The sequence below is a fragment of the candidate division WOR-3 bacterium genome, from assembly GCA_029858255.1.
Lineage (GTDB): Bacteria > Hydrothermota > Tepidihabitantia > SM23-42 > SM23-42 > SM23-42.
The window spans coordinates 121,371-139,867 of the sequence record JAOUFJ010000005.1 but is presented as its reverse complement, the minus strand read 5'-3'; the positions used below and the strand labels follow the sequence as shown (position 1 = coordinate 139,867).

25 protein-coding genes are annotated in these 18,497 nt (G+C 48.7%); 12 read left to right on the top strand and 13 right to left on the bottom strand.

The genetic code is table 11. The annotated features are described in order from the left end of the window. The 3 genes from OEV79_04445 to OEV79_04435 form a co-directional block, all read left to right on the top strand. Positions 1-742, top strand: a 742-nt coding sequence (locus OEV79_04445) for a hypothetical protein (protein MDH4210677.1), incomplete at its 5' end; no start/stop codon positions are given. Between the two features lie 2 nt (positions 743-744). After that, the gene (locus tag OEV79_04440) at positions 745-1,686 is read left to right on the top strand and encodes a prohibitin family protein (GenBank protein MDH4210676.1); all 942 of its coding nucleotides are present in this window, start codon (positions 745-747) and stop codon (positions 1,684-1,686) included. Positions 1,687-1,690: 4 nt separating this feature from the next. Continuing rightward, on the top strand, positions 1,691-2,275 hold the full coding sequence (locus tag OEV79_04435; protein ID MDH4210675.1) for an adenylate/guanylate cyclase domain-containing protein: 585 nt from the start codon (positions 1,691-1,693) through the stop codon (positions 2,273-2,275). Between the two features lie 40 nt (positions 2,276-2,315). On the opposite strand, the gene OEV79_04430 is transcribed toward OEV79_04435, so the two are convergent. Continuing rightward, on the bottom strand, positions 2,316-2,711 hold the full coding sequence (locus OEV79_04430; GenBank protein MDH4210674.1) for an NUDIX hydrolase: 396 nt from the start codon (positions 2,709-2,711) through the stop codon (positions 2,316-2,318). A gap of 144 nt (positions 2,712-2,855) precedes the next feature. Here OEV79_04430 and OEV79_04425 point away from each other — a divergent pair, with 144 nt between their 5' ends. The 7 genes from OEV79_04425 (at position 2,856) to OEV79_04395 (ending at position 7,864) form a co-directional block, all read left to right on the top strand. Beyond that, positions 2,856-3,122 (top strand): hypothetical protein, encoded by a 267-nt coding sequence (locus tag OEV79_04425; protein ID MDH4210673.1) that lies wholly within the window; start codon positions 2,856-2,858, stop codon positions 3,120-3,122. A gap of 237 nt (positions 3,123-3,359) precedes the next feature. Further along, the gene (locus tag OEV79_04420; protein ID MDH4210672.1) at positions 3,360-4,304 is read left to right on the top strand and encodes a hypothetical protein; all 945 of its coding nucleotides are present in this window, start codon (positions 3,360-3,362) and stop codon (positions 4,302-4,304) included. Then, positions 4,294-4,947 (top strand): hypothetical protein, encoded by a 654-nt coding sequence (locus OEV79_04415; GenBank protein ID MDH4210671.1) that lies wholly within the window; start codon positions 4,294-4,296, stop codon positions 4,945-4,947. The genes OEV79_04420 and OEV79_04415 overlap by 11 nt, the downstream gene beginning before the upstream one ends. Positions 4,948-4,968: 21 nt before the next feature. Further along, positions 4,969-5,769 carry a cobalamin-binding protein gene (locus tag OEV79_04410; GenBank protein ID MDH4210670.1) on the top strand — a complete coding sequence of 267 codons (801 nt, stop codon included), beginning with the start codon at positions 4,969-4,971 and terminating at the stop codon, positions 5,767-5,769. Then, positions 5,762-6,667 (top strand): iron ABC transporter permease, encoded by a 906-nt coding sequence (locus OEV79_04405; GenBank protein ID MDH4210669.1) that lies wholly within the window; start codon positions 5,762-5,764, stop codon positions 6,665-6,667. The genes OEV79_04410 and OEV79_04405 overlap by 8 nt, the downstream gene beginning before the upstream one ends. Next, positions 6,664-7,440, top strand: coding sequence for a heme ABC transporter ATP-binding protein (locus OEV79_04400; GenBank protein MDH4210668.1), 777 nt, complete (start codon positions 6,664-6,666; stop codon positions 7,438-7,440). Before OEV79_04405 ends, OEV79_04400 begins: the two co-directional genes overlap by 4 nt. Before the next feature lie 4 nt (positions 7,441-7,444). Next, positions 7,445-7,864, top strand: coding sequence for a secondary thiamine-phosphate synthase enzyme YjbQ (locus tag OEV79_04395; GenBank protein MDH4210667.1), 420 nt, complete (start codon positions 7,445-7,447; stop codon positions 7,862-7,864). A 101-nt stretch (positions 7,865-7,965) separates the two neighbouring features. Here OEV79_04395 and OEV79_04390 read toward each other — a convergent pair whose 3' ends face one another. Further along, positions 7,966-8,745 carry a thermonuclease family protein gene (locus OEV79_04390; protein MDH4210666.1) on the bottom strand — a complete coding sequence of 260 codons (780 nt, stop codon included), beginning with the start codon at positions 8,743-8,745 and terminating at the stop codon, positions 7,966-7,968. 110 nt (positions 8,746-8,855) lie between these two features. Between OEV79_04390 and ndk the strand changes: the two genes are divergently transcribed. Both ndk and OEV79_04380 read left to right on the top strand, forming a co-directional pair. Continuing rightward, positions 8,856-9,275, top strand: coding sequence for a nucleoside-diphosphate kinase (gene ndk / locus OEV79_04385; protein ID MDH4210665.1), 420 nt, complete (start codon positions 8,856-8,858; stop codon positions 9,273-9,275). 129 nt (positions 9,276-9,404) lie between these two features. Further along, positions 9,405-11,510, top strand: a complete 2,106-nt coding sequence (locus OEV79_04380) for a lytic transglycosylase domain-containing protein (protein MDH4210664.1) — start codon at positions 9,405-9,407, stop codon at positions 11,508-11,510. Here OEV79_04380 and lspA read toward each other — a convergent pair. The 11 genes from lspA to OEV79_04325 form a co-directional block, all read right to left on the bottom strand. After that, entirely contained in the window at positions 11,490-11,987 is a 498-nt protein-coding gene (lspA, locus tag OEV79_04375) for a signal peptidase II (protein MDH4210663.1), read from the bottom strand. The genes OEV79_04380 and lspA overlap by 21 nt on opposite strands. Positions 11,988-12,021: 34 nt before the next feature. Next, positions 12,022-12,384 (bottom strand): TraR/DksA C4-type zinc finger protein, encoded by a 363-nt coding sequence (locus OEV79_04370; GenBank protein MDH4210662.1) that lies wholly within the window; start codon positions 12,382-12,384, stop codon positions 12,022-12,024. Then, complete coding sequence (locus tag OEV79_04365) at positions 12,377-13,084, bottom strand: tetratricopeptide repeat protein (protein ID MDH4210661.1); 708 nt, start codon at positions 13,082-13,084, stop codon at positions 12,377-12,379. The genes OEV79_04370 and OEV79_04365 overlap by 8 nt, the downstream gene beginning before the upstream one ends. Before the next feature lie 47 nt (positions 13,085-13,131). After that, entirely contained in the window at positions 13,132-13,521 is a 390-nt protein-coding gene (queF, locus tag OEV79_04360; protein MDH4210660.1) for a preQ(1) synthase, read from the bottom strand. Between the two features lie 85 nt (positions 13,522-13,606). Next, positions 13,607-14,056: a GNAT family N-acetyltransferase gene (locus tag OEV79_04355; GenBank protein MDH4210659.1), complete on the bottom strand. Its 450-nt coding sequence runs from the start codon at positions 14,054-14,056 to the stop codon at positions 13,607-13,609. Positions 14,057-14,071: 15 nt separating this feature from the next. Next, on the bottom strand, positions 14,072-15,001 hold the full coding sequence (locus OEV79_04350) for a hypothetical protein (GenBank protein ID MDH4210658.1): 930 nt from the start codon (positions 14,999-15,001) through the stop codon (positions 14,072-14,074). A gap of 81 nt (positions 15,002-15,082) precedes the next feature. Continuing rightward, entirely contained in the window at positions 15,083-15,385 is a 303-nt protein-coding gene (locus OEV79_04345; protein ID MDH4210657.1) for a hypothetical protein, read from the bottom strand. Between the two features lie 88 nt (positions 15,386-15,473). Beyond that, positions 15,474-16,265 carry a 3-methyl-2-oxobutanoate hydroxymethyltransferase gene (gene panB, locus OEV79_04340; protein MDH4210656.1) on the bottom strand — a complete coding sequence of 264 codons (792 nt, stop codon included), beginning with the start codon at positions 16,263-16,265 and terminating at the stop codon, positions 15,474-15,476. Next, on the bottom strand, positions 16,262-16,894 hold the full coding sequence (locus OEV79_04335; protein MDH4210655.1) for a deoxynucleoside kinase: 633 nt from the start codon (positions 16,892-16,894) through the stop codon (positions 16,262-16,264). The genes panB and OEV79_04335 overlap by 4 nt, the downstream gene beginning before the upstream one ends. After that, on the bottom strand, positions 16,866-17,351 hold the full coding sequence (gene folK / locus OEV79_04330) for a 2-amino-4-hydroxy-6-hydroxymethyldihydropteridine diphosphokinase (GenBank protein ID MDH4210654.1): 486 nt from the start codon (positions 17,349-17,351) through the stop codon (positions 16,866-16,868). The genes OEV79_04335 and folK overlap by 29 nt, the downstream gene beginning before the upstream one ends. 62 nt (positions 17,352-17,413) lie before the next feature. Then, on the bottom strand, positions 17,414-18,475 hold the full coding sequence (locus OEV79_04325) for a family 10 glycosylhydrolase (protein MDH4210653.1): 1,062 nt from the start codon (positions 18,473-18,475) through the stop codon (positions 17,414-17,416). Positions 18,476-18,497 lie beyond the last annotated feature (22 nt).

Genomic DNA, 18,497 nt, shown 5'->3' with positions numbered 1-18,497 from the left:
GAAAAAATTCGTCATTCCAACACTACGTCGAGAACTGGGCGATAATCTGGTTGCGATCGCGGCAGACGGTTCATTTGCCCGGAATGAAGATACCGGCTATTCGGACCTCGAGCTCATGATTTTTGTCAGAGAGAAAGGAAAGCTACCGCATGGATTCTCCAAAGTATATGATGGAATGCTCGTGGAAGGACTGTTCGTGACCAAAAGGGAATACCACAACATGATCCATGAACCGAACGCATTGTGGTTTATTGCTGGTTCCGACGTCCTCTTGCCATTAATGAACAAAACGTTCGTGCAGAGACTCGAACGCTACCGTGTAAGGAACCGGGCGAGCAAGTGTGCTGCCATAGCCCAGGAATCGATCTACGAAGTACAGGAAGCATTTGGAAAGCTTTTTAACGCAATCGACTCCCGCAACCGCGAAAATCTCTTCGTAGTTTTATCAGATGTTGTCGTTTCGGTTCTCAAACTGCTGGCTTTCATCAACCAGAAACCCTATACATCTTCGAAAAAGTTCATTACCGAGGCAAAAAAATTCAGAAAAAAGCTGGAAGGATTTGATGAATTTATCGAGTTGGTGACTGGAGGCGGGTTTCCTGATTGGATATCGCTTGACAGATCTGCAGCACAACTATTCAAAGGTATTGAGAATTACTTCAAAGTGACGTACGCTGGTAAGATATATGATGACGATCTATCATGCGTATATCGTAAGAACAAAAACACAAAAAGGAGGTAGTCATGTTTATTTTAGGTATACTGATCATCGCGGGTCTTTTCGTCTTCAGGAACGTGTACAAGGTAAAACCCGATGATATGCGGATCCAGGACAAACTCAGGACCAGAATGTACGCTACATTGGGCGCTTCGGTGCTAGCGGCGTTCCTTATCATCGCATCGGTACTGCGCATCGTGCCGCCGGGATCAGTCGGGGTCCAGGTTCTGTTCGGACGGGTCCTGACCAAATCCACTCTGTCCGAGGGTCTCAACGTAGTCAATCCATTTGTTGACCTCGAGATGATGACCATAAGAACCCAGGCATATACGATGTCGATTGCAACTGAGGAGGGACAGCTCTACGGTGATGATGCAATCATAGTCTTGACTCGGGACGGGCTCGAGGTGAAGATGGACCTGACTGTCTGGTACCATTTGCTGAAATCCGAAGCAGCAAATGTTTTCCAGAAGATCGGGAGTGACTATATTGACAAGATCGTCCGTCCTGCTGCCCGGACTGCGATCAGAAATACCTCGGTAAAGTATATGGCTGTCGAGATCTACTCGGACAGACGGGAAGAAGTGCAGAATGAGATCACAAAGTCATTGGAAAAGGACTTTTCCGATAGAGGCATTGCCCTGGAAAAGGTCTTACTCAGGAATATTAGCCTGCCCGCCAAAGTAAAGAACGCCATCGAGGTCAAACTCGAAGCCGAACAAGAAGCCCAGAAAATGCAGTTTGTCCTGCAGAAGGAACAGAAAGAAGCGGAGCGAAAAAAGATCGAAGCAAGTGGCATCGCCGAAGCTCAGGATATAATAGCGAAATCACTCATCGGTGAACGGGGACGGGCATATCTCTCCTGGAAATATTTGGAGAATCTGAAGAATCTGTACGAATCACCGAACAATACGATATTGATAGCTCCCTACGACAAAAGCTTCATCCCGCTGCTGCAGGTCAAGTAATTGCATGGATGCTCCAAGTAAACAGGTCAATGCAACATTGCTGTTCGCACGGGTCCGCGACTTCGCACGCATCGTCAACATTCTCACGCTGAAAGAAACGCACGAATTCGTCTGTGACTGCGCCGAAACCGTAGTTAACGCCGCGGTAAAATACCACGGTTCCCTTGCCAATGTTGCCGGTGATGAACTGCGCCTCATGTTTGCCAGTCCGAACGCCGAAGAGGATAATCCTAGACACGCTGTTATCTGTGCACTGAATGTCCAAAACAAGGTCAATGATATCAGCGTGAAGTGGCGTCACGCCCTCGATTTTTTGATCGAGATAGATATCGGGATAAGCACGGGAACAATTCTTGTCGGCAATGTGGCGCGTGCTGCAAAAAAAATGTACACGCTCATCGGCAAGCACGTGACCCTCGCGACGCAACTGGCCGAACTCTGCCGGGATCACAACGTGAACATAATACTTGATAGTGCCACCTATGAGGGGGCAAAGGATTATTTCACGTTTCGAAAAACAGGTGACCGTCTGTTACTTGGTTTTACCGAAAGGATCGACATGTACACGCCAGTGGTGAGTGCAAAATAGTTCAGATGGCGCGGCGGTCATGACGCCGGACCGACGCGCCTCATGAATCGGGCAGTCCAGCTGCGATATCCTTAAAAAAAATTCGGTCGGCATCAAACATCTTGGCTAGATCCTGCATCTCGCGGTAAGTAAGCCAGCGGTACTCCTTCACTTCGCTCGGATCCGCAGAAATTTCGTCGCACAGGAGCTTCGCGTGCCACCAGTGCAAAAGATATTCTCTATCATTTGTTGGACACTCCCAAACCTTTCGAATTGGTTCTACAACAATACCCATCTCCTCTTTTGCCTCGCGTATTACGGCCTGGGCATGCGTCTCGCCGTCCTCAACCGCGCCGGTTATCGGGCACCAGTAGTCCTCGGCCGTGCCGTGCTTTGCCCGCCTGATGAGCAGATACTTATCCCCCTTCTTGAGCACAACCGCTACTGCATCCTTCATATACTATTATAGATGATGTATGCTGTGGGTCAATGCCTGCGGCGACAGAAACGCACTCTTCTTCGCAACTTCAACAAAACGAGCATATTGTCGAACGCCTGACTTCCCGCATTGACACAGTCGGTTTTCCGGTTACAATCACCCATGCTCAAGAGTATTTATGTTGCACCGGATGAGTTTATCGCCATCACGATAAAGGAAATGCTCGCCGGTAAGGACATAAAAGCGATCACTCGTCGATTCGAAACATCCTGGCTCGACGGACTGCCCAAAATAATGAAAGGCGGGTGGGGCGATGTCATGGTAGACGAAAAAGACGCTCAAGAAGCTGCGGAATACATCAAGAAATTCCTCGAAGAGCACCAGGAACTCGAGCCGGACAGTGAACTAGACAACAGCGATAATCCCTAGATAAGACAAACCTTCAGTATTACAGTCTGTTCATGCAAGACCCAAGCCTTGCCCTACGTTTCACAGGGTGTGATTGCTTCGCTCTGCTGCGCAGAGCTCGCAATGACGCTGAAGGCGCGAGCACATCCCGATTTTGTTCTCGATTCGCAGCGCTCACTCGAAAAGCAGCTGACAGATAAACTCTGGACCGTGACATACCCTCACTTGACATGCATCTGATACGTGTTATAATAGCCCGTGAAATTGCGTCTGCTGCTTGCAACCGCCCTTCTTATATCGCTCTCATGCATGGCCGGTGTATCACCCAGAGTCCGCAGCATCGATGTCGTTTATATCGGTTCCATGTGGGAAGACATCAATCGAGATAATCCGTTCAGCGCAAGAGTAACAGACCAGGATGTAATCAAAATCGCCCACACATTAACAGAACCACCTTACATGGAGTATTTTCTGCAACAAACGGGTCTGCACGAGTTGATGAGCGGACTCGGTTTTGATTTCGTAATTGGCGACACCCTGGTATACGGTGACGATTATTTCCCCATTTCGAAGTCAATGGGATATGCAATAAAGAATTTCGGCGGAATTCGATTCGCCATGATTTGCAGTGCGGAGGATTCACTGACCATGGAAGACCAGGTGCGACTATCGTTGCTCAGGGAACGCAGCGACATACTCTGGGTCATCGACACGCCGCTCCTCAACATGCCACCATCCATTATCAAATTCAAGATCGACCAGAGAACACTGTCCGATACCAGCGTATCGATGATCAATGCACAAGATGATACGGGCCGGGTGCGACTGATACGCGACTTCAGACGGAGGATAGACAGGGAATTGAACACGGAGATCCGGCTTGGCGGCCGAATCGCTGACCACGTTCTTTCAAGTGTTGCGCAGAAGGAAGAATTGGATGGCATCATATATCCGGAAGAACTTTTTCTCAGAAATGAAGAAACAGATATGATGAGCCTGCGCACCTTAATGGAAAGTGTTTCATTTGAGCTGAAATTCAGAAAGGCCGAAATGGAGCGTGAACAAATTACTGAGTTCTGCAAATCCACCGGCTGCCTGACTTGGGGTAACATAAAGCAAACAAACACAGTGCTCGTACCCGATGAAAAAGCAGGAAATCATATGTTCGATTACTATTATGGAAGGAAAAAGAATGAAGATTAATTGGAAGAGACTTGCCTGGGTAATATTCGCTGTCCTTTATGCAGGACTATTTTTCTATAATTGTCTCAAACCTTTCAATAACTGGTTAGTGCCTTATGTCTATACCATGATCCTCGTCGTCTGGCTTGCTTATGAATACTACAACAAGAACCTCTTTTTCCAATCGGGACTCATCCCGGATGTCCTTTATTTCTGGCTGTCACGCGCCCTGTTCGCTCTGTTTTTCTACTCCTCTTTTGTGATCGGTATCGCTACTATCATCTGGTGGCCAAAGAATCGGGTCGGATTTTACCCATTCGTTAACATTCTCGGTGTTTTGGCGCTGATCTTGTCAATATATCTGCGACAATTGGCCTTCCGGAAAAAGCTGAACGATATATGCAAAATCCGGCATTTTTACCTCAGTCTCTGTGCGCTGATATTTTCCATTGCCTTAGGTTATGGATCGCTGTTCCTGCTCGCTTACGTAATCTTCATCGGACTGCTTCTTACCTACTGGAACTACGTTCATGAAATCAAGGTGTTCTCTAACTTCTCGGATTATGTAAAAAAGCAGGGTGGAGAAAACCTTAAAGGGGCTGATCACACTAAATACTGGGATAAATATCTCGCCGGCAGAGAAAAAAAGCCTAAGCAGAAGTAACCTTCTTAAATGTATTAATCCATGCGAAAGGCGTTTCTACTCACAGGTATCTTTTTTTTGTATTTCACGTCCTGTGCTCAGAATGAGATCGGACATACTTACCGGATAGTTTCATTGTCCCCGGCCATGACCGAGATACTATTCAGTCTCGGTGCCGGTGACAAAATCGTCGGTGTTACTACATTCTGCGATTTTCCAGAGGACGCAAAAAAAATCACGAAAGTCGGTGATTTCTCAAACCCTTCGATTGAACGAATCGTCGGGCTTAAACCCGACCTGGTGATCGTCAACCTGCCTGAGCAGGGACGAATCAAGAGAGAACTCGACAAATTGAAGATCAAAACCTTTGTATCGTCGCCCGCATCTCTTTCCGAAATGTATGATGAATTGTCGGCGCTTGGTAGGGAGATCAAAATGCAGAAAGCAGCCGATTCCCTGATATCATATATGAAATACAATCTCAAATCGGTGACGCCGGATGAACGAAAAAGAGTGTACATTGAAATTTCACCCCGGCCCTTGATCACGGTTGGCTCAGCCACATTCCTGAACAGTCTGATTCATGACGCGGGCGGCATCAATATCTTTGCCGACCTGAACCGGGACTATCCCGTAGTCACTCAGGAATCGGTCATAGCCAGAGACCCTGAGATCATCATCGTGCTGCACCCGGAAGGAATAACTGGACGCACCGGTTGGCAAAACATCCAGGCAATACAAAGCGGACGCGTCTATGATGATCTTGATCCTGATCATTTCATGCGCCCCGGCCCGAGATTGATCGACGGTTTCAAAAGACTGAGCAAAATAATCAATGACTAAAACAGGACTGATTATCATTGTCTTCCTTGCGGCCATTGCGGCCGGTATCCTTGTCGGACCGACACCGCTCGACGCGCAGATTCTGCAATTGCGCATATGGCGGGTCATACTCGGCGTCTTCGCCGGCGGCGTGCTTGCGTTCTGCGGCTGCCTGCTCCAGGGACTGTTCGGCAATCCACTGGTCGAACCATACACGCTGGGTTCTGCATCCGGCGCGGCGCTGGGCGCGTCTGTCGGGATCCTGGTGTTTGGCACGATAAGCCCGGTTCTCGCCTTCCTTGGTGCTCTCGGTACAGGTTTTTTTGTCTATACTGTCGCACGCATCGAGGGTGGAATGCTGAGAGACCGCCTCATCCTTGCCGGTGTGGTACTGAGTTTCCTGTGCTCTTCCCTAGTCATGATCATCATGGTAATGGGAGGACGTGAATTATACGAAATCCTCTATTTGCTCATGGGTTATCTCGGCGTTATCATCAACGATTCAAACCGTGTAATGATCGTCGTCTTGATCATCATTTCCATTACGCTCGTGGCTTTCCTCTATCGGTTTCACCGCGAACTGGATGTCATTTCTCAGGGCACGGAAACAGCGGCTGGTCTGGGCATAAATATCCAGACCTTCTCGCTCATCATATTTTTTTCGAGTGCATTACTCATTGGCCTGACCGTATCGATCGTCGGTGCGATCGGCTTTGTCGGTCTGATCATACCCCATGTCGCAAAGCTTATTTTCGGGCCAAAACACCGATATAATCTTGGTGCTTCGTTCATTCTCGGCGCAACTTTCCTGCTACTTGCGGATACGCTGTCGCGCATCATCACTGTCTACGAGCTACCGGTTGGTGTTGTCACTTCGCTCGTGGGCGTTCCGTTCTTTATCTACCTGTACAAGAAATGACCGCTCTAAAGACAGTGAACGTGAACTTCAGCTACGATGCTGGCAGGGTAATAGACGATGTATCACTTTCAGTAACGCAGGGTGAATTCCTCGGAATAATCGGACCGAACGGCGCCGGCAAATCAACGCTGCTCCGTCTCCTGTGCGGCATATGTAAACCTGAGGCCGGTGACATCACGCTATTCGACAAACGACTTTCCGAGAAAAGTCAAAAAGAGATCGCCCGGCAGGTCGCTTTCGTTCCGCAGGAAACTCATTTCACTCTGAATTTCACGGTCGAAGACGTCGTTATGATGGGGCGTTATCCATACCAGCACCCGTTTGGGCGTGAAGACCAGAAGGATTTTAACGCAAAAGACAATGCGATTGCCGCCGCCCATATCGAGCATTTGTGCAAACGGCAGGTGAATTCCCTATCGTCCGGAGAAAGGCAACGCGTGGTCATTGCCCGTGCGCTCGCTCAGGTCCCGCGTGTGATGATGCTTGATGAGCCGACGAGCCACCTCGACCTTCATCACCAATATTTAATAATGGAGCTCCTCAAGAAATTGAATGCCGAAGGGCTCACGGTCGCGGTCGTGCATCACGACCTCAACCTGGCAAGTCTATACTGCAAGCAACTGGTGCTCATGCACGGAGGTAAGATAGTGGCCACGGGTACTCCGAACGAATTGATCAAACAAGACATCTTGAGCAAAGTCTACGGCACCGAAGTACGCATCGTCCGGCATCCGGACAAAGATGTGCCTCAGATCTTTCTTCATACCGAGTAATACAATGAAGATCATAAACAAAAAAATCTCGGTACAAACGAGCGGTCCTGGCGATCTGGTCAATATAACAGAAGAAATAGTTAAACTATTGACGCAGACCAAACTAAAAACGGGTCATGTTGTAATTTTCCATATTGGCTCAACCGCGGCGATAACGACCTTTGAATACGAACCAGGTATGATAAAAGACATGCAGGAACTGTACGAAAGGATAGTGCCATGCGGCAGGCACTATCATCATGACGAAACCTGGGGTGATGCCAACGGTTTCAGCCATCTGCGCGCTGCCCTGCAGGGCCCTTCCCTTACCATCCCCTTTGAAGACGGTGAGATTTTGCTCGGGACATGGCAGCAGGTAGTGCTCGCGGAATTCGATAACAAACCGCGAAAACGCCAGGTGATTGTCCAGATAATAGGCGAATAAAAGAGCATTTGGGGTCAAACCTCTGCTTTGAACACTCGACACATTCGGGGCGGCTACTATATGATATGCTGATGTTCAAAGTAGAGATTTGCCCCCACGGCTTATTCCATGATTTCGATCTGGGATGGACTCTTGAGTATTATCTCGGGCTTGCCCCGGTACTCCTTCACCAAACCCCTCACCCGCACCGTCCGGTTGAGGTAGTAGTCCTCAGGGTGCGCAGGGAATTTGTCAAAATCGCTCGCGAAAATAACCGCGGTGAAATAGCGGCGCCAGTCCTTGTGAAAATTCAAGAAACATACCTTCCCGGTATTATTGGAAGCCACGATCTTCCCTTCGACGATCTTGGTCTGGCTGTAATACTGGTCCGCCTCGTGCCATGCAATTACATCAAAGTCGCCTGAACGTGTCACGGTCTTGGTAACGAGCGCCCCGGTAGTATCAGAGAATTGAAACACCGGCAATGCCCATAGACCGTTGTGGTTGCGGATCGCTATCTTTTCCAGCTCCCGCATTTCCTCTATATACATGGTGTCGGGTGGATAAAAACGCACCTCGGCGTATCCCAGCCGTATCATTTCCGCATTCACATTGACCTCATCAACAAAAACATATCTGAGCAACCTGCCGTAATCATCTTTATCAGTAACGTCCATTTTCATTCGCACGTTCTTGCCCATTATCATCCAGGCAAGCGCGTGCTTGGCAATGTCGCCGCCGGGGTCGGCGATCTCGGGGGCATTAATACCCAGGAGCCTCACTGAACTCCCGGTTTCTGTCTTGAAGGTGTCGCCATCAATAACCTCGGTGACCTTCTCGGTCCGGGCACAAAAAACGAATAACGACAGCAGACATATACACAGCAGCGTTCTAAGATTCATAAATCATTATAGCCTAATCCACAGAGTTGTCAAATCCCGCATACAATGTGCACTTCTGTTTTGCCTGCCGATCGAATTGACAAAAAGCAAAAAACGGTTATACTACGGTCATGGACAAAACTCTACTGATCATAAAACCAGACGCCGTGAAAAGAAATCTGAGCGGCAAGATCTTGAAGCAGATCATGGATGCCGGATTCAAGATCATTGGCATGAAGATGCTGTGGCTCGATAAAGAACAAGGGGGAAAATTCTACGAAATACACAAAGGGAAAGAATTCTACGACTGGCTCGTGAATTTCATCTCTTCCGGGCCGGTTGTTGTTGCATGCCTGCAGGCGACCGGCGCGCCGGCGAAACTGCGTGAGGTCGTGGGTGCAACAGATCCGAAAAAAGCCGCGCCGAATACCGTGCGCAACCTCTACGGTACATCGGTTGGCGAGAATGTCGTCCATGCATCAGCGCCCGATGAGAATCCCCAGCGTGAGATCGATTTCTTTTTCAAGACGGAAGACCTTTACGAGTACTAATACATTCATCAACAGAAAAATACTGTAGTACTTCAGGGCATTCGGGATAAGCAACATCCTAGCGGTTTTGGCTCCCGGAATTTTCCAATGACTCTTGACCAATTTCGAATGCCGGTTAGAATAAGAAACATGAAGTTTTTGGCACTCATTGTCGCCCTGGTATTGATCTCATGCCCACACCCGGCGATTAAAGAAATACCTGAACTCGACTATCTGAGGGAAGCAGCAGGTGTCCGCCGGGCGGACCCGATCCGTGCTCACCGCTTGTTAACACAGCAGATCACGAGTGAAAAATATGCTGCTGAGCGGAATTCACTACTCCTCGATATATACCTCGACCAACGTGAATACAAACGTGCCGTGCATCTTCTCGACAGCCTCAATTGGGCAATACCGATTGACCCCAGCCAGAAAAATCTGATTCTTTTGAAGACCAATTCATGGCAACATCTCGCACAATTGACCGACGTTGAATTGCTGCGAGGCATCGCATTCTTGAATCTGAATGTCTTTGACAAAGCAATCGCTTCATTGTCCATTGAAAGCGGTCCTGAGGACTACCGTCTTATCCAGCTGGCGCGGGCTTACATGAAATCAGATAACTACGAAAATGCGCTGAAGATTATCTTCAGGATAAGATCAGTCCGCGACTACCTTTTTGATGAATATCAGGAAGTGCTCTTCGACATTTTGCTCGGATTACCGGAGCTGGATCTGGTGGAAGCCGGTCTCACGCATCTCAAGGACCCCGCACTGCGGGAATATGTCAGGCTCAGGATGTATGAAAAGGAAAAGGCGAAAAGGGACTTATCATCCACCGCCTGGAACCTCATCGACAAATATCCCAGGACGCCTGGTGCGCATTACGCCTTGAGATTCGTAAAGCCGAAGACAAAAGCGGAAAACAAGGCTTATGGCCGCGTACTCTATTACAACAACGAGTACAGTCAGGCGTTGAAGTACTTGAAGCGCGGGATCCAGGATGAGACCGTCCAGTATTACCTGGGACGCATATACTACGACCTGAACGATGATGGCAGAGCACTATCATATTTGAGCCAGTGCTCGGGGGCTGCAGCCTATTACTATCGCGGAAGGATCTACGAGAGAACAGGCGACAATGGCAGGGCGATAAGCATCTATGATTCATTGCATAACTTGCGCAACGGTTCCGAATATTCCGTCCGAGGGCAGAAGCGAAAAGCATTCCTGCTTGAGGAACTCGGCGATACCCTAAACGCAGTGGAAACATTCCTGAACATAGACGAAAGAAACACGAACTTCCGCGCCGCCATGCAACTCTTGAGGGTTGGCGACCTGAGAAGAGCTCTGACAATACTTGAGAAACAGGGCGAACCAGAATTCATATACTGGCACATGCGCTCGCTTGAACGCCTCAATCAAGATACAGACAGCCTGAAAAAATATCTTCCGGCACAATATCCATTGTCATATTACGCACTCGTTAACTATGATCATACACACTTTCTTGACACCTCGCCAATGAACATCTGGATGAGCCAATTTGGTGACACCGTAGCAGCGTTCACGCGGCAAGATTCCCTACACATCAACAATGCAGTGGAATTTTTCCTCCTCAACGAAAACGAGTATGCGGTTGCCGAACTGAAAATGGTCGACGCCGAGAAGCCACAAGAATTAGTGCTTCTGAGCAAGCTTTGCGCGCAGTATGGTGAAGATAAACAATCGATCCGTTATGGATTGCAGGTCAAACGTTCAGCCGCTGAAAAAAATATCCTGAAACTGCCTATTGATCTGTTAAGGCTGCAATATCCAATCCGTTACGCTTTCAGCATCACCGAAAATTATCCCGAGTTGAGCCTCACCCTGGCCATGATATGGCAGGAGAGCCTGTTCGATCCCGTCGCTGTTTCTCCGGCCAACGCAAAAGGTCTCATGCAGATAATCCCGGCGACTGCAAGAACGATCGCAAGAGATCTTGGTGTATCAGATTACTCATATGCGGACCCGGCGGTATCGATCAGATTCGGGACTCATTACCTCAAGGAAATGATGAACGAGTTCAAATCGCTCCCACTTTCGCTCGCCGCCTACAATGCGGGGCCGGTACGGGTCAGGCGATGGATCAAATACGACCCCAATGCCGAACTGGAGACATTTGTCGAACTGATCCCCTATGATGAGACACGCAACTATGTGAAATCTATCCTGGGTCGTCGGGAAATTTATCGATTACTGACCAACGGTCAGTGATGATTGCTGGGGTTTTTTCTTGAATAAAATTTCGCGCGCCAAAAGGAATATCGCGCCAACTGTAATAAATGCATCGGCGAGGTTGTAGGTGAACCAGCGGAGATTACCGATGCCCATATCGATAAAATCAATGACGTAGCCAAAGCGTAATCGGTCTGCGACATTACCAAGTGCACCGCCGATGAGCAAACCAAACACGACCAGACCTGTTCTGTCCTTGAGCGTCAGGCCAACGTAGAAAAGGACGACAATTCCAACGATAGTTAATGCATAATTCAACGCCGCAGGACCTATCGATAACCCGAACACACCATACGGATTGAAGGTAAGTTTGAGGCGGAGAAGCGAACCGACGATCTCGGCTGGCGGGTCCAGAGGTTTGAGATAGTTAACGACAAATAATTTCGTTATTTGGTCAAGAAAAAAAGCGATGAACGCAAACAGCAGGATCGGACTGGCGCTCTTTCGCTGAACCATCAGACACTGGTTATGGGTATACTTCCGGCGTGGATTATGAACACTTGATGCACAGTCTAGCCTGGGGGAGAAACTTCAGTCTTCTCTTCGGTATCAGTTTCCCGCACTGCTCGCAAAATCCATAGGTACCTTGAGCAATTTTTCTCAATGCATGATTGATCTCAAAAAGGGTGTCACGTCTCGAGGAAATGATCTGGGATGTAATCTCGCGACGCTCGGTCTCGGTGCCCTGATCAGCCATGTGATTTGAGTATGCTGCAAGGTCTCCCGAAGTCTCCAGTTGTGTTTTGGCTATCTGGTCGCTCTCATATTCAAGTTCACGTAGCATCTTCTGTCGCTCGTCGAGCAGCAATTTCTCGAACCGCTTCAATTCTTCCTTCTTCAATTTCTTAATCATCGTGTTTCTCCTTCGACATATTAAGATACGATCTGGCTTTTATATGCTGAGGGTCTTTACGCAAAACTTCCTGCCACTCCTTTCTGGCATCAATAAATCTCTGTTGCCGATAATAGCAGAGACCAAGTGTTGTCTTCGCCTCCAGGTAATTCACATTCTGGGCCAGTATATCGGACAGCAATCTTTCTGCGTTCCCGAATTCATTGAGTTGAAGCAGCGCCTTTGCGAGTTTCAGCTTGATATCGAGAAAAGTCGGTGCAAGACCCGCTGCTTTCTCATATTCTTCCCTGGCCTTCTCAAACTCTTGCAGCTCATAGTACGTATCGCCAAGCTGTTTATAGACACTGGCCAATTTCGCCTTCAGTTTCGGCGAAAAACCTTTTTCCTGTGTTTCAAGTGTCGCGGCCTTTTCAAAAGATCTTATTGCTTCTTCAAACTCGCACTGCTCATTGTACACAATCGCAAGATTCACGTACGCTTCAATGTAGGAAGGATTCAACTCGATGGCCTTTTTGAAATAGCCAATCGCCTCCTCCTGGTTGCCAGCGAGGGAATGAACGAGACCGAGTGCATTATGAACGTCGGGATAATCGGGGTAGAGTTGAACAACCTGTTTCAATGCGTTGACAGACTCTTTTATTTTGCCGGCTTCATAGAACTGCAAGGCTTCCGCATAGAGTCTTTTGGTCTCCTGATCCATGCCGCATTATAATCAGAATTGTTTGCTTGTCAATGCGCTTGAGGGTCTCAGGCTGGTATCCTACCGTGTTTTGCTTCTACAACTGTATTGATGCCGCCGCGCGGGCGGAATTCACCACGAACCCGTGCCCACCGCGGCTTCACCGTCTTCACGAAATCCCTTAGAATCCGGTTGACTGCATTCTCATAGAATATACCCAGGTTGCGGTAACCGAGAATATAGTACTTGAGTGACTTCAACTCAACGAAATAAGCATCCGGTTCATATTCAATGGTGATCGTACCGACATCAGGCATACCGGTGCGCGGGCACAACGAACTATATTCAGGAATAAAGACGGAAATTGTGTAGCCCTTGAATTGATTGGTGATTACCTCGAGTCGCGGCAATTTTTCCTTGAGCCCGGCTCGTGCATGTTTTTTTGTATAACCAGCCACGGTGAATTATAGGAAATTTTGAGGAAATGTCAACGCTGTTTCTGACTATTCTATGGTGTGAGGATGTTCCTCAAGTAATCATATTCTACAACACTTTCAGGAACCTGGACGATACCTCACGGTATCCGATACGCCGGTAGAATTCGTGGGCATGATTGCGATGCTTTCCACTCGTTATCTCTATTCTCAAACAATCCGTAGAACGGGCAAAGTCTTCTACTGCTTCCATCAGTAATCTTCCAATTCCGGCGGCACGCCGTTCCGTCGAAACGCAAAGGGCGGTGACCCGGCATAAACAGCCCGGCTGATGAATCAGCGGCATAATATGGCATGATGCAAATCCCGTCACCACCTTCTCCGCCACGGCTACAAAAACGCGATCGGTTTCTGTGCCTGACAGCTGCCTGATCTTTTTGCGCGCGAAATTTGGACTGCTGTGGTAGCCCAGCTCACACAACAGCTTTGCCAGCGCAACATCATCAGTGACCCGCCCCCGCCTGATGACAACATTGTCTCCTCTTTTGGGTTTTCTCATTGGAGCGACTGGTTGCTATCTTACTTTGATCACTTTTTGCACACGGTGATCACCGAACTCGATGAAATAAATGCCGCGGGACACGGGCAGGCCGGTAACATCACGTCCGCTTACATCATAAACACGATAGTCGCCTTCGAATAGCAATTCGAATCGATCGATGAACAGTGTAGCGCACGGCCATCCCGTCGGAGGCAGGGCCGGCTCCTCCACCGGTGCTGCCACATCAATGTTGCCAAAAATGTCGCTCTCACCATCACGCGTTTCACTCCAGGCAACAAGGAAGTTTTGCGTCGAGGCCTGGACAGCAGGGTCTATCCTGTAGTACGGCAGGTCATTTGAAATTCTGAAATTACCGCCGAGCAAACTGCCGTCAAGATACAATCTCTGCCCGAATATCGCAACCGGGTCCTCGCACCAGGTAACGAGCAAAAGATTCCCATCATAGGCAACTGCCGGATCAAGCTGGTTACTCGAGCCGGTAGCGATCACCATTGGCGCACCGATCATCTCACCCTGCGTCGAAACGAACTGCGCGCAGATATCCAGGTCACTATAACCAGGACGTTTGTCTGCCCAGGCAACAAGATATCGGTCACCGGCAAAGACTATACTCGGATTCACATTGAAGCTGGCAAGGGTCACAGCGATCGTCAACACGGTATCCTCTGGCAGACCGAATTCATCAACAAATCTGCCGTACACTCCGAACGGTTGGTCGTCATTGTACCACGTGACGAGGCACCGATCATTATCGAATGCGATGTCCGGACGGCATTCACTACGCATCGCCTGCGACCCGATAAAATCACCCGTATCGATAACCGCACCAGCCGTATCAACACACGAAGCTGCAATCCAATAAAACCCGCCCGTGAGCCATGAGTCAGACCAGGCAACAACGTACTTCGCGCCGGTGTAGGCAACCACGGGGTCCGCCTGCACCGACGGCCGAGTGCAGATCGGTACCGAATAAAGTGTATCACAGGAAGGAGTGACACGCACTCCGATGATATCACCGTCGCTTCAGCAATGGTTACGGCTGACAATAAAGAGGTTATTCGGATCGCTGGCGACGTCCAAACCATCAGCCGTGCTGTCACAGAATAACATCTTACCGTTCGGGTCGATGACATGACCGTCCATACCGACGCGTGCACCATATAGTGCGAATTTCTCATTGACGAAGTAGTAACGCCGGTCGATCCAAAAAACATAGAAAAGATCGTTAGCGAACTCCACCTCGGCATATTGCTGGAAATCATTGACCACGCAGATAGGAAAATCAGCGCCCAACAGCGCGTAGACCAAGATAGTATTACTCAACATAATGAAAAGACTGGTTCATCAAGAAAAATAGGTCAAATTCAATGTCGGAAATGCCGGTAAGGGGAAACGCAATACGGGTTACCAGCATTCAATCAAAGGAGTGCTCCTGATCCGGGAAGATCCCCCCCTCTACCTCTTTTTTGTATTGATCAACGGCGCGTCGTATCTCTTTAGCCAGGCTGGCATACCGCTTGACGAATTTGGGTGTGAAGTCTTCGAACAGGCCGAGTATGTCATGCAACACGAGCACCTGACCGTCACAATGTGGACCGGCACCAATGCCGATGGTCGGGATTTCGATCGCCCCGGTAATTCTTCTGGCAAGTTCCTGCGGGATCTTTTCAAGCACGATTGAAAAACACCCTGCTGCCTGGAGGGATTTTGCATCGTCGAGCATTCGCTGCGCTGCCTCTTCGCCAACGCCCTGTATCCTGTAACCACCGAATTTGTGTATCGATTGGGGAGTAAGACCGAGATGACCCATGACTGGAATGCCAAGGTCAACCAACCTCTTCACGGTCTGCACCATGGGTGCTCCTCCCTCCAGCTTGACCCCACACGCTCCTCCCTGCAAGAACCGTCCCGCATTGCATACTGCGGTCTCAATGGAAATCTGGTAGGACATAAAAGGCATGTCGGCGATCACCAGACTGTTTTTCACGGCCCGCGCTACAACTCTGGTATGGTACAGCATTTCCTCCATGGTGATGGGCAGCGTTGTTTTTTCGCCTGCAAAAACATTGGCGGCTGAATCACCAACAAGGATTATGTCGATACCAGCTTCATCGAGGATACGAGCGCTTATGAAATCGTAGGCCGTGAGACTAACGATCTTTTCGCCGGTCTTCTTCTTGGCGATGATCGTATCAACCGTTATCATTCTCTTGATAAGACCCGGCGCGGTTCCTTGAGATCCTTTATCTCGTTACACAGTAGATCAAGGTCCCTTGGATTCGCCAGAAAATCAAATCCTTTGATGTTTACTATCAACATGGGCGATGAATTGTAGTGAAAGAAGAAAGTATTATAAGCCTCACTGAGTTTTTCGATGTATTCAAACTCGATATCGCGCTCGTAAACCCGACCCCGCTGTTTGATCCTCTTATAAAGAGCTTCCGGATTTGCCTGCAAGTAGATGACGAGATCGGGTCGCGGTATATCGACCGAGAGAATTGAGTATATCTTGTCGTAAAGCGCAAATTCATCTTCACTCAGATTAACTTCGGCAAAAATACGGTCCTTAACAAAAAGGTAGTCAGTGATCAACTTTGAATTGAAGAGATCGATCTGCGCCATATCTCTCTGCTTCCGATACCTCGACATGAGAAAATATATCTGAGTATGAAACGCATATTTCTTCCGGTCTGCGTAGAATTTCGTGAGAAAAGGGTTTTCTTCGAACTCCTCAAGCAAAGCACCAGCATGCAACTTGTTCGACAAAATCTTGGTGAGGGAAGTTTTGCCGGCGCCGATTACGCCTTCAATCGCAATAAACTTGAATTCCCTCATTACTTTCTCCTCTTGCGTACTCAATCAAAGCCTTTGCCGAACCAGGGGGGTGGAAATCTGGCGCAATCTCAGACAGTATCTTGATCGCAAACCCGCGTTTGAAAAATTGCTCATGAGGGACTTTCAGATCCTCGCGGTCGATGACGAGGCTGCCCATGAAAACAATATCTATATCTATCACTCTGGGCTCCCATCTCCCGTGCCCATTGTCTCTGCCCATCCGGGTTTCGATATCTTTGAATATCTTCAGGAGCTCGGCGGCCGAGAGATCGGTATCCACTTCCAGCGCCTGATTCAGAAAATCGGGCTGTTCAGATACACCCCATGGCTTTGTTTTGTATATCTTTGATTTTTTCAGGATCTTGATACCGCGTGATTCTATGGCTTTGGCAGCACACTCAAGATTCTCCTTCAGGTCCCCCAAATTCGTACCAAGCAGAAGAAAAATCTTCTTCATTGCTACTATTCTACTCTAAAGACATCCGTTGTCAAGAAAATAGTCGAGCCGGTCTGCAGCAGCTAAGGAAAAACACCAAGATATCCACGATTCTTTCTGAGTTCTTCATATGAGAAGAATACCACACCGGAAAACGGCAAAGAGGCAACCTGCCTTACCTGAGCTGCGATCCGGTCAGTGTTCAAGCGATACACACCGAGCCCAACCGCAACCTTTTGCGGGTCATCGACAATCCTCATGGCCTTGTCCAGAATCCCCCCGATGTCATTGCCGTATGCCATCAAACAAACATAATCGACCAGTCCGGTATTCAGCCACAGCGGCCAATCCTGGTAGAAATCGGCGGCTGCCGACTGGTAATCGGCCTTCACGGCAACAGACACTTCGATGTATGGCCTGGAGCGTTTTACCCGGGCGCTCAATGCGCCGACGAAACGCGTGAGGTCGTCACGCACGACTTTCTGCATTCTGTTATCGAGATCGGCACTCCCCCAGATACTGAACCTCTGCTCGAATTCAGGGGACCCGAAATCGGTCGGGTCAACACTGTATTCCCGCATGAATTTGCTTCTCAGAGATACATCATATATGAACCTGCGCGACGGATATCGGCAATAGTCGAGGTGAACGCCATCAAATTCATATTTTTCCAGTAACTCGGTGGCGACCTCCATTATGTAGTCGAAAACCTGGTTGTTCGCCGGCGTCAGATAGTAGCCTTCGATGCCCATGTGCTTCAACTCCTCGACTCCATAATCGAGAATCGATGTGCCTGTTCTATCCTCTGCATACCAATTGGGATGGCGATTGATGGGATGGCGCATGTCTCTCGTCCGATCCGCGTAGCCCCATGAATAGAAAACGTTCAGCCAGGCCGAAACTTTTATGTTTCTGCGGTGAGCCTCGGTCAGGAAATCCCTCAGCCACTGGTCGTCGTACCGCTTCACGACGGTGTTTTCAGAAGGATAGTATGCCTCACCAAGGGCAAAAACCTGCAGGAAAACATGATTGAATCTATTGTCGAGCGTCGCGAAGATATTTTCATGGTCATCGATCGACCAGCGCGGAACCCATATCCCGCGAAAATCAAGGGAGAAAGAGAGCACCAATGTTAATAGAAGCATAGAATAATCTATCCAAAAAGAT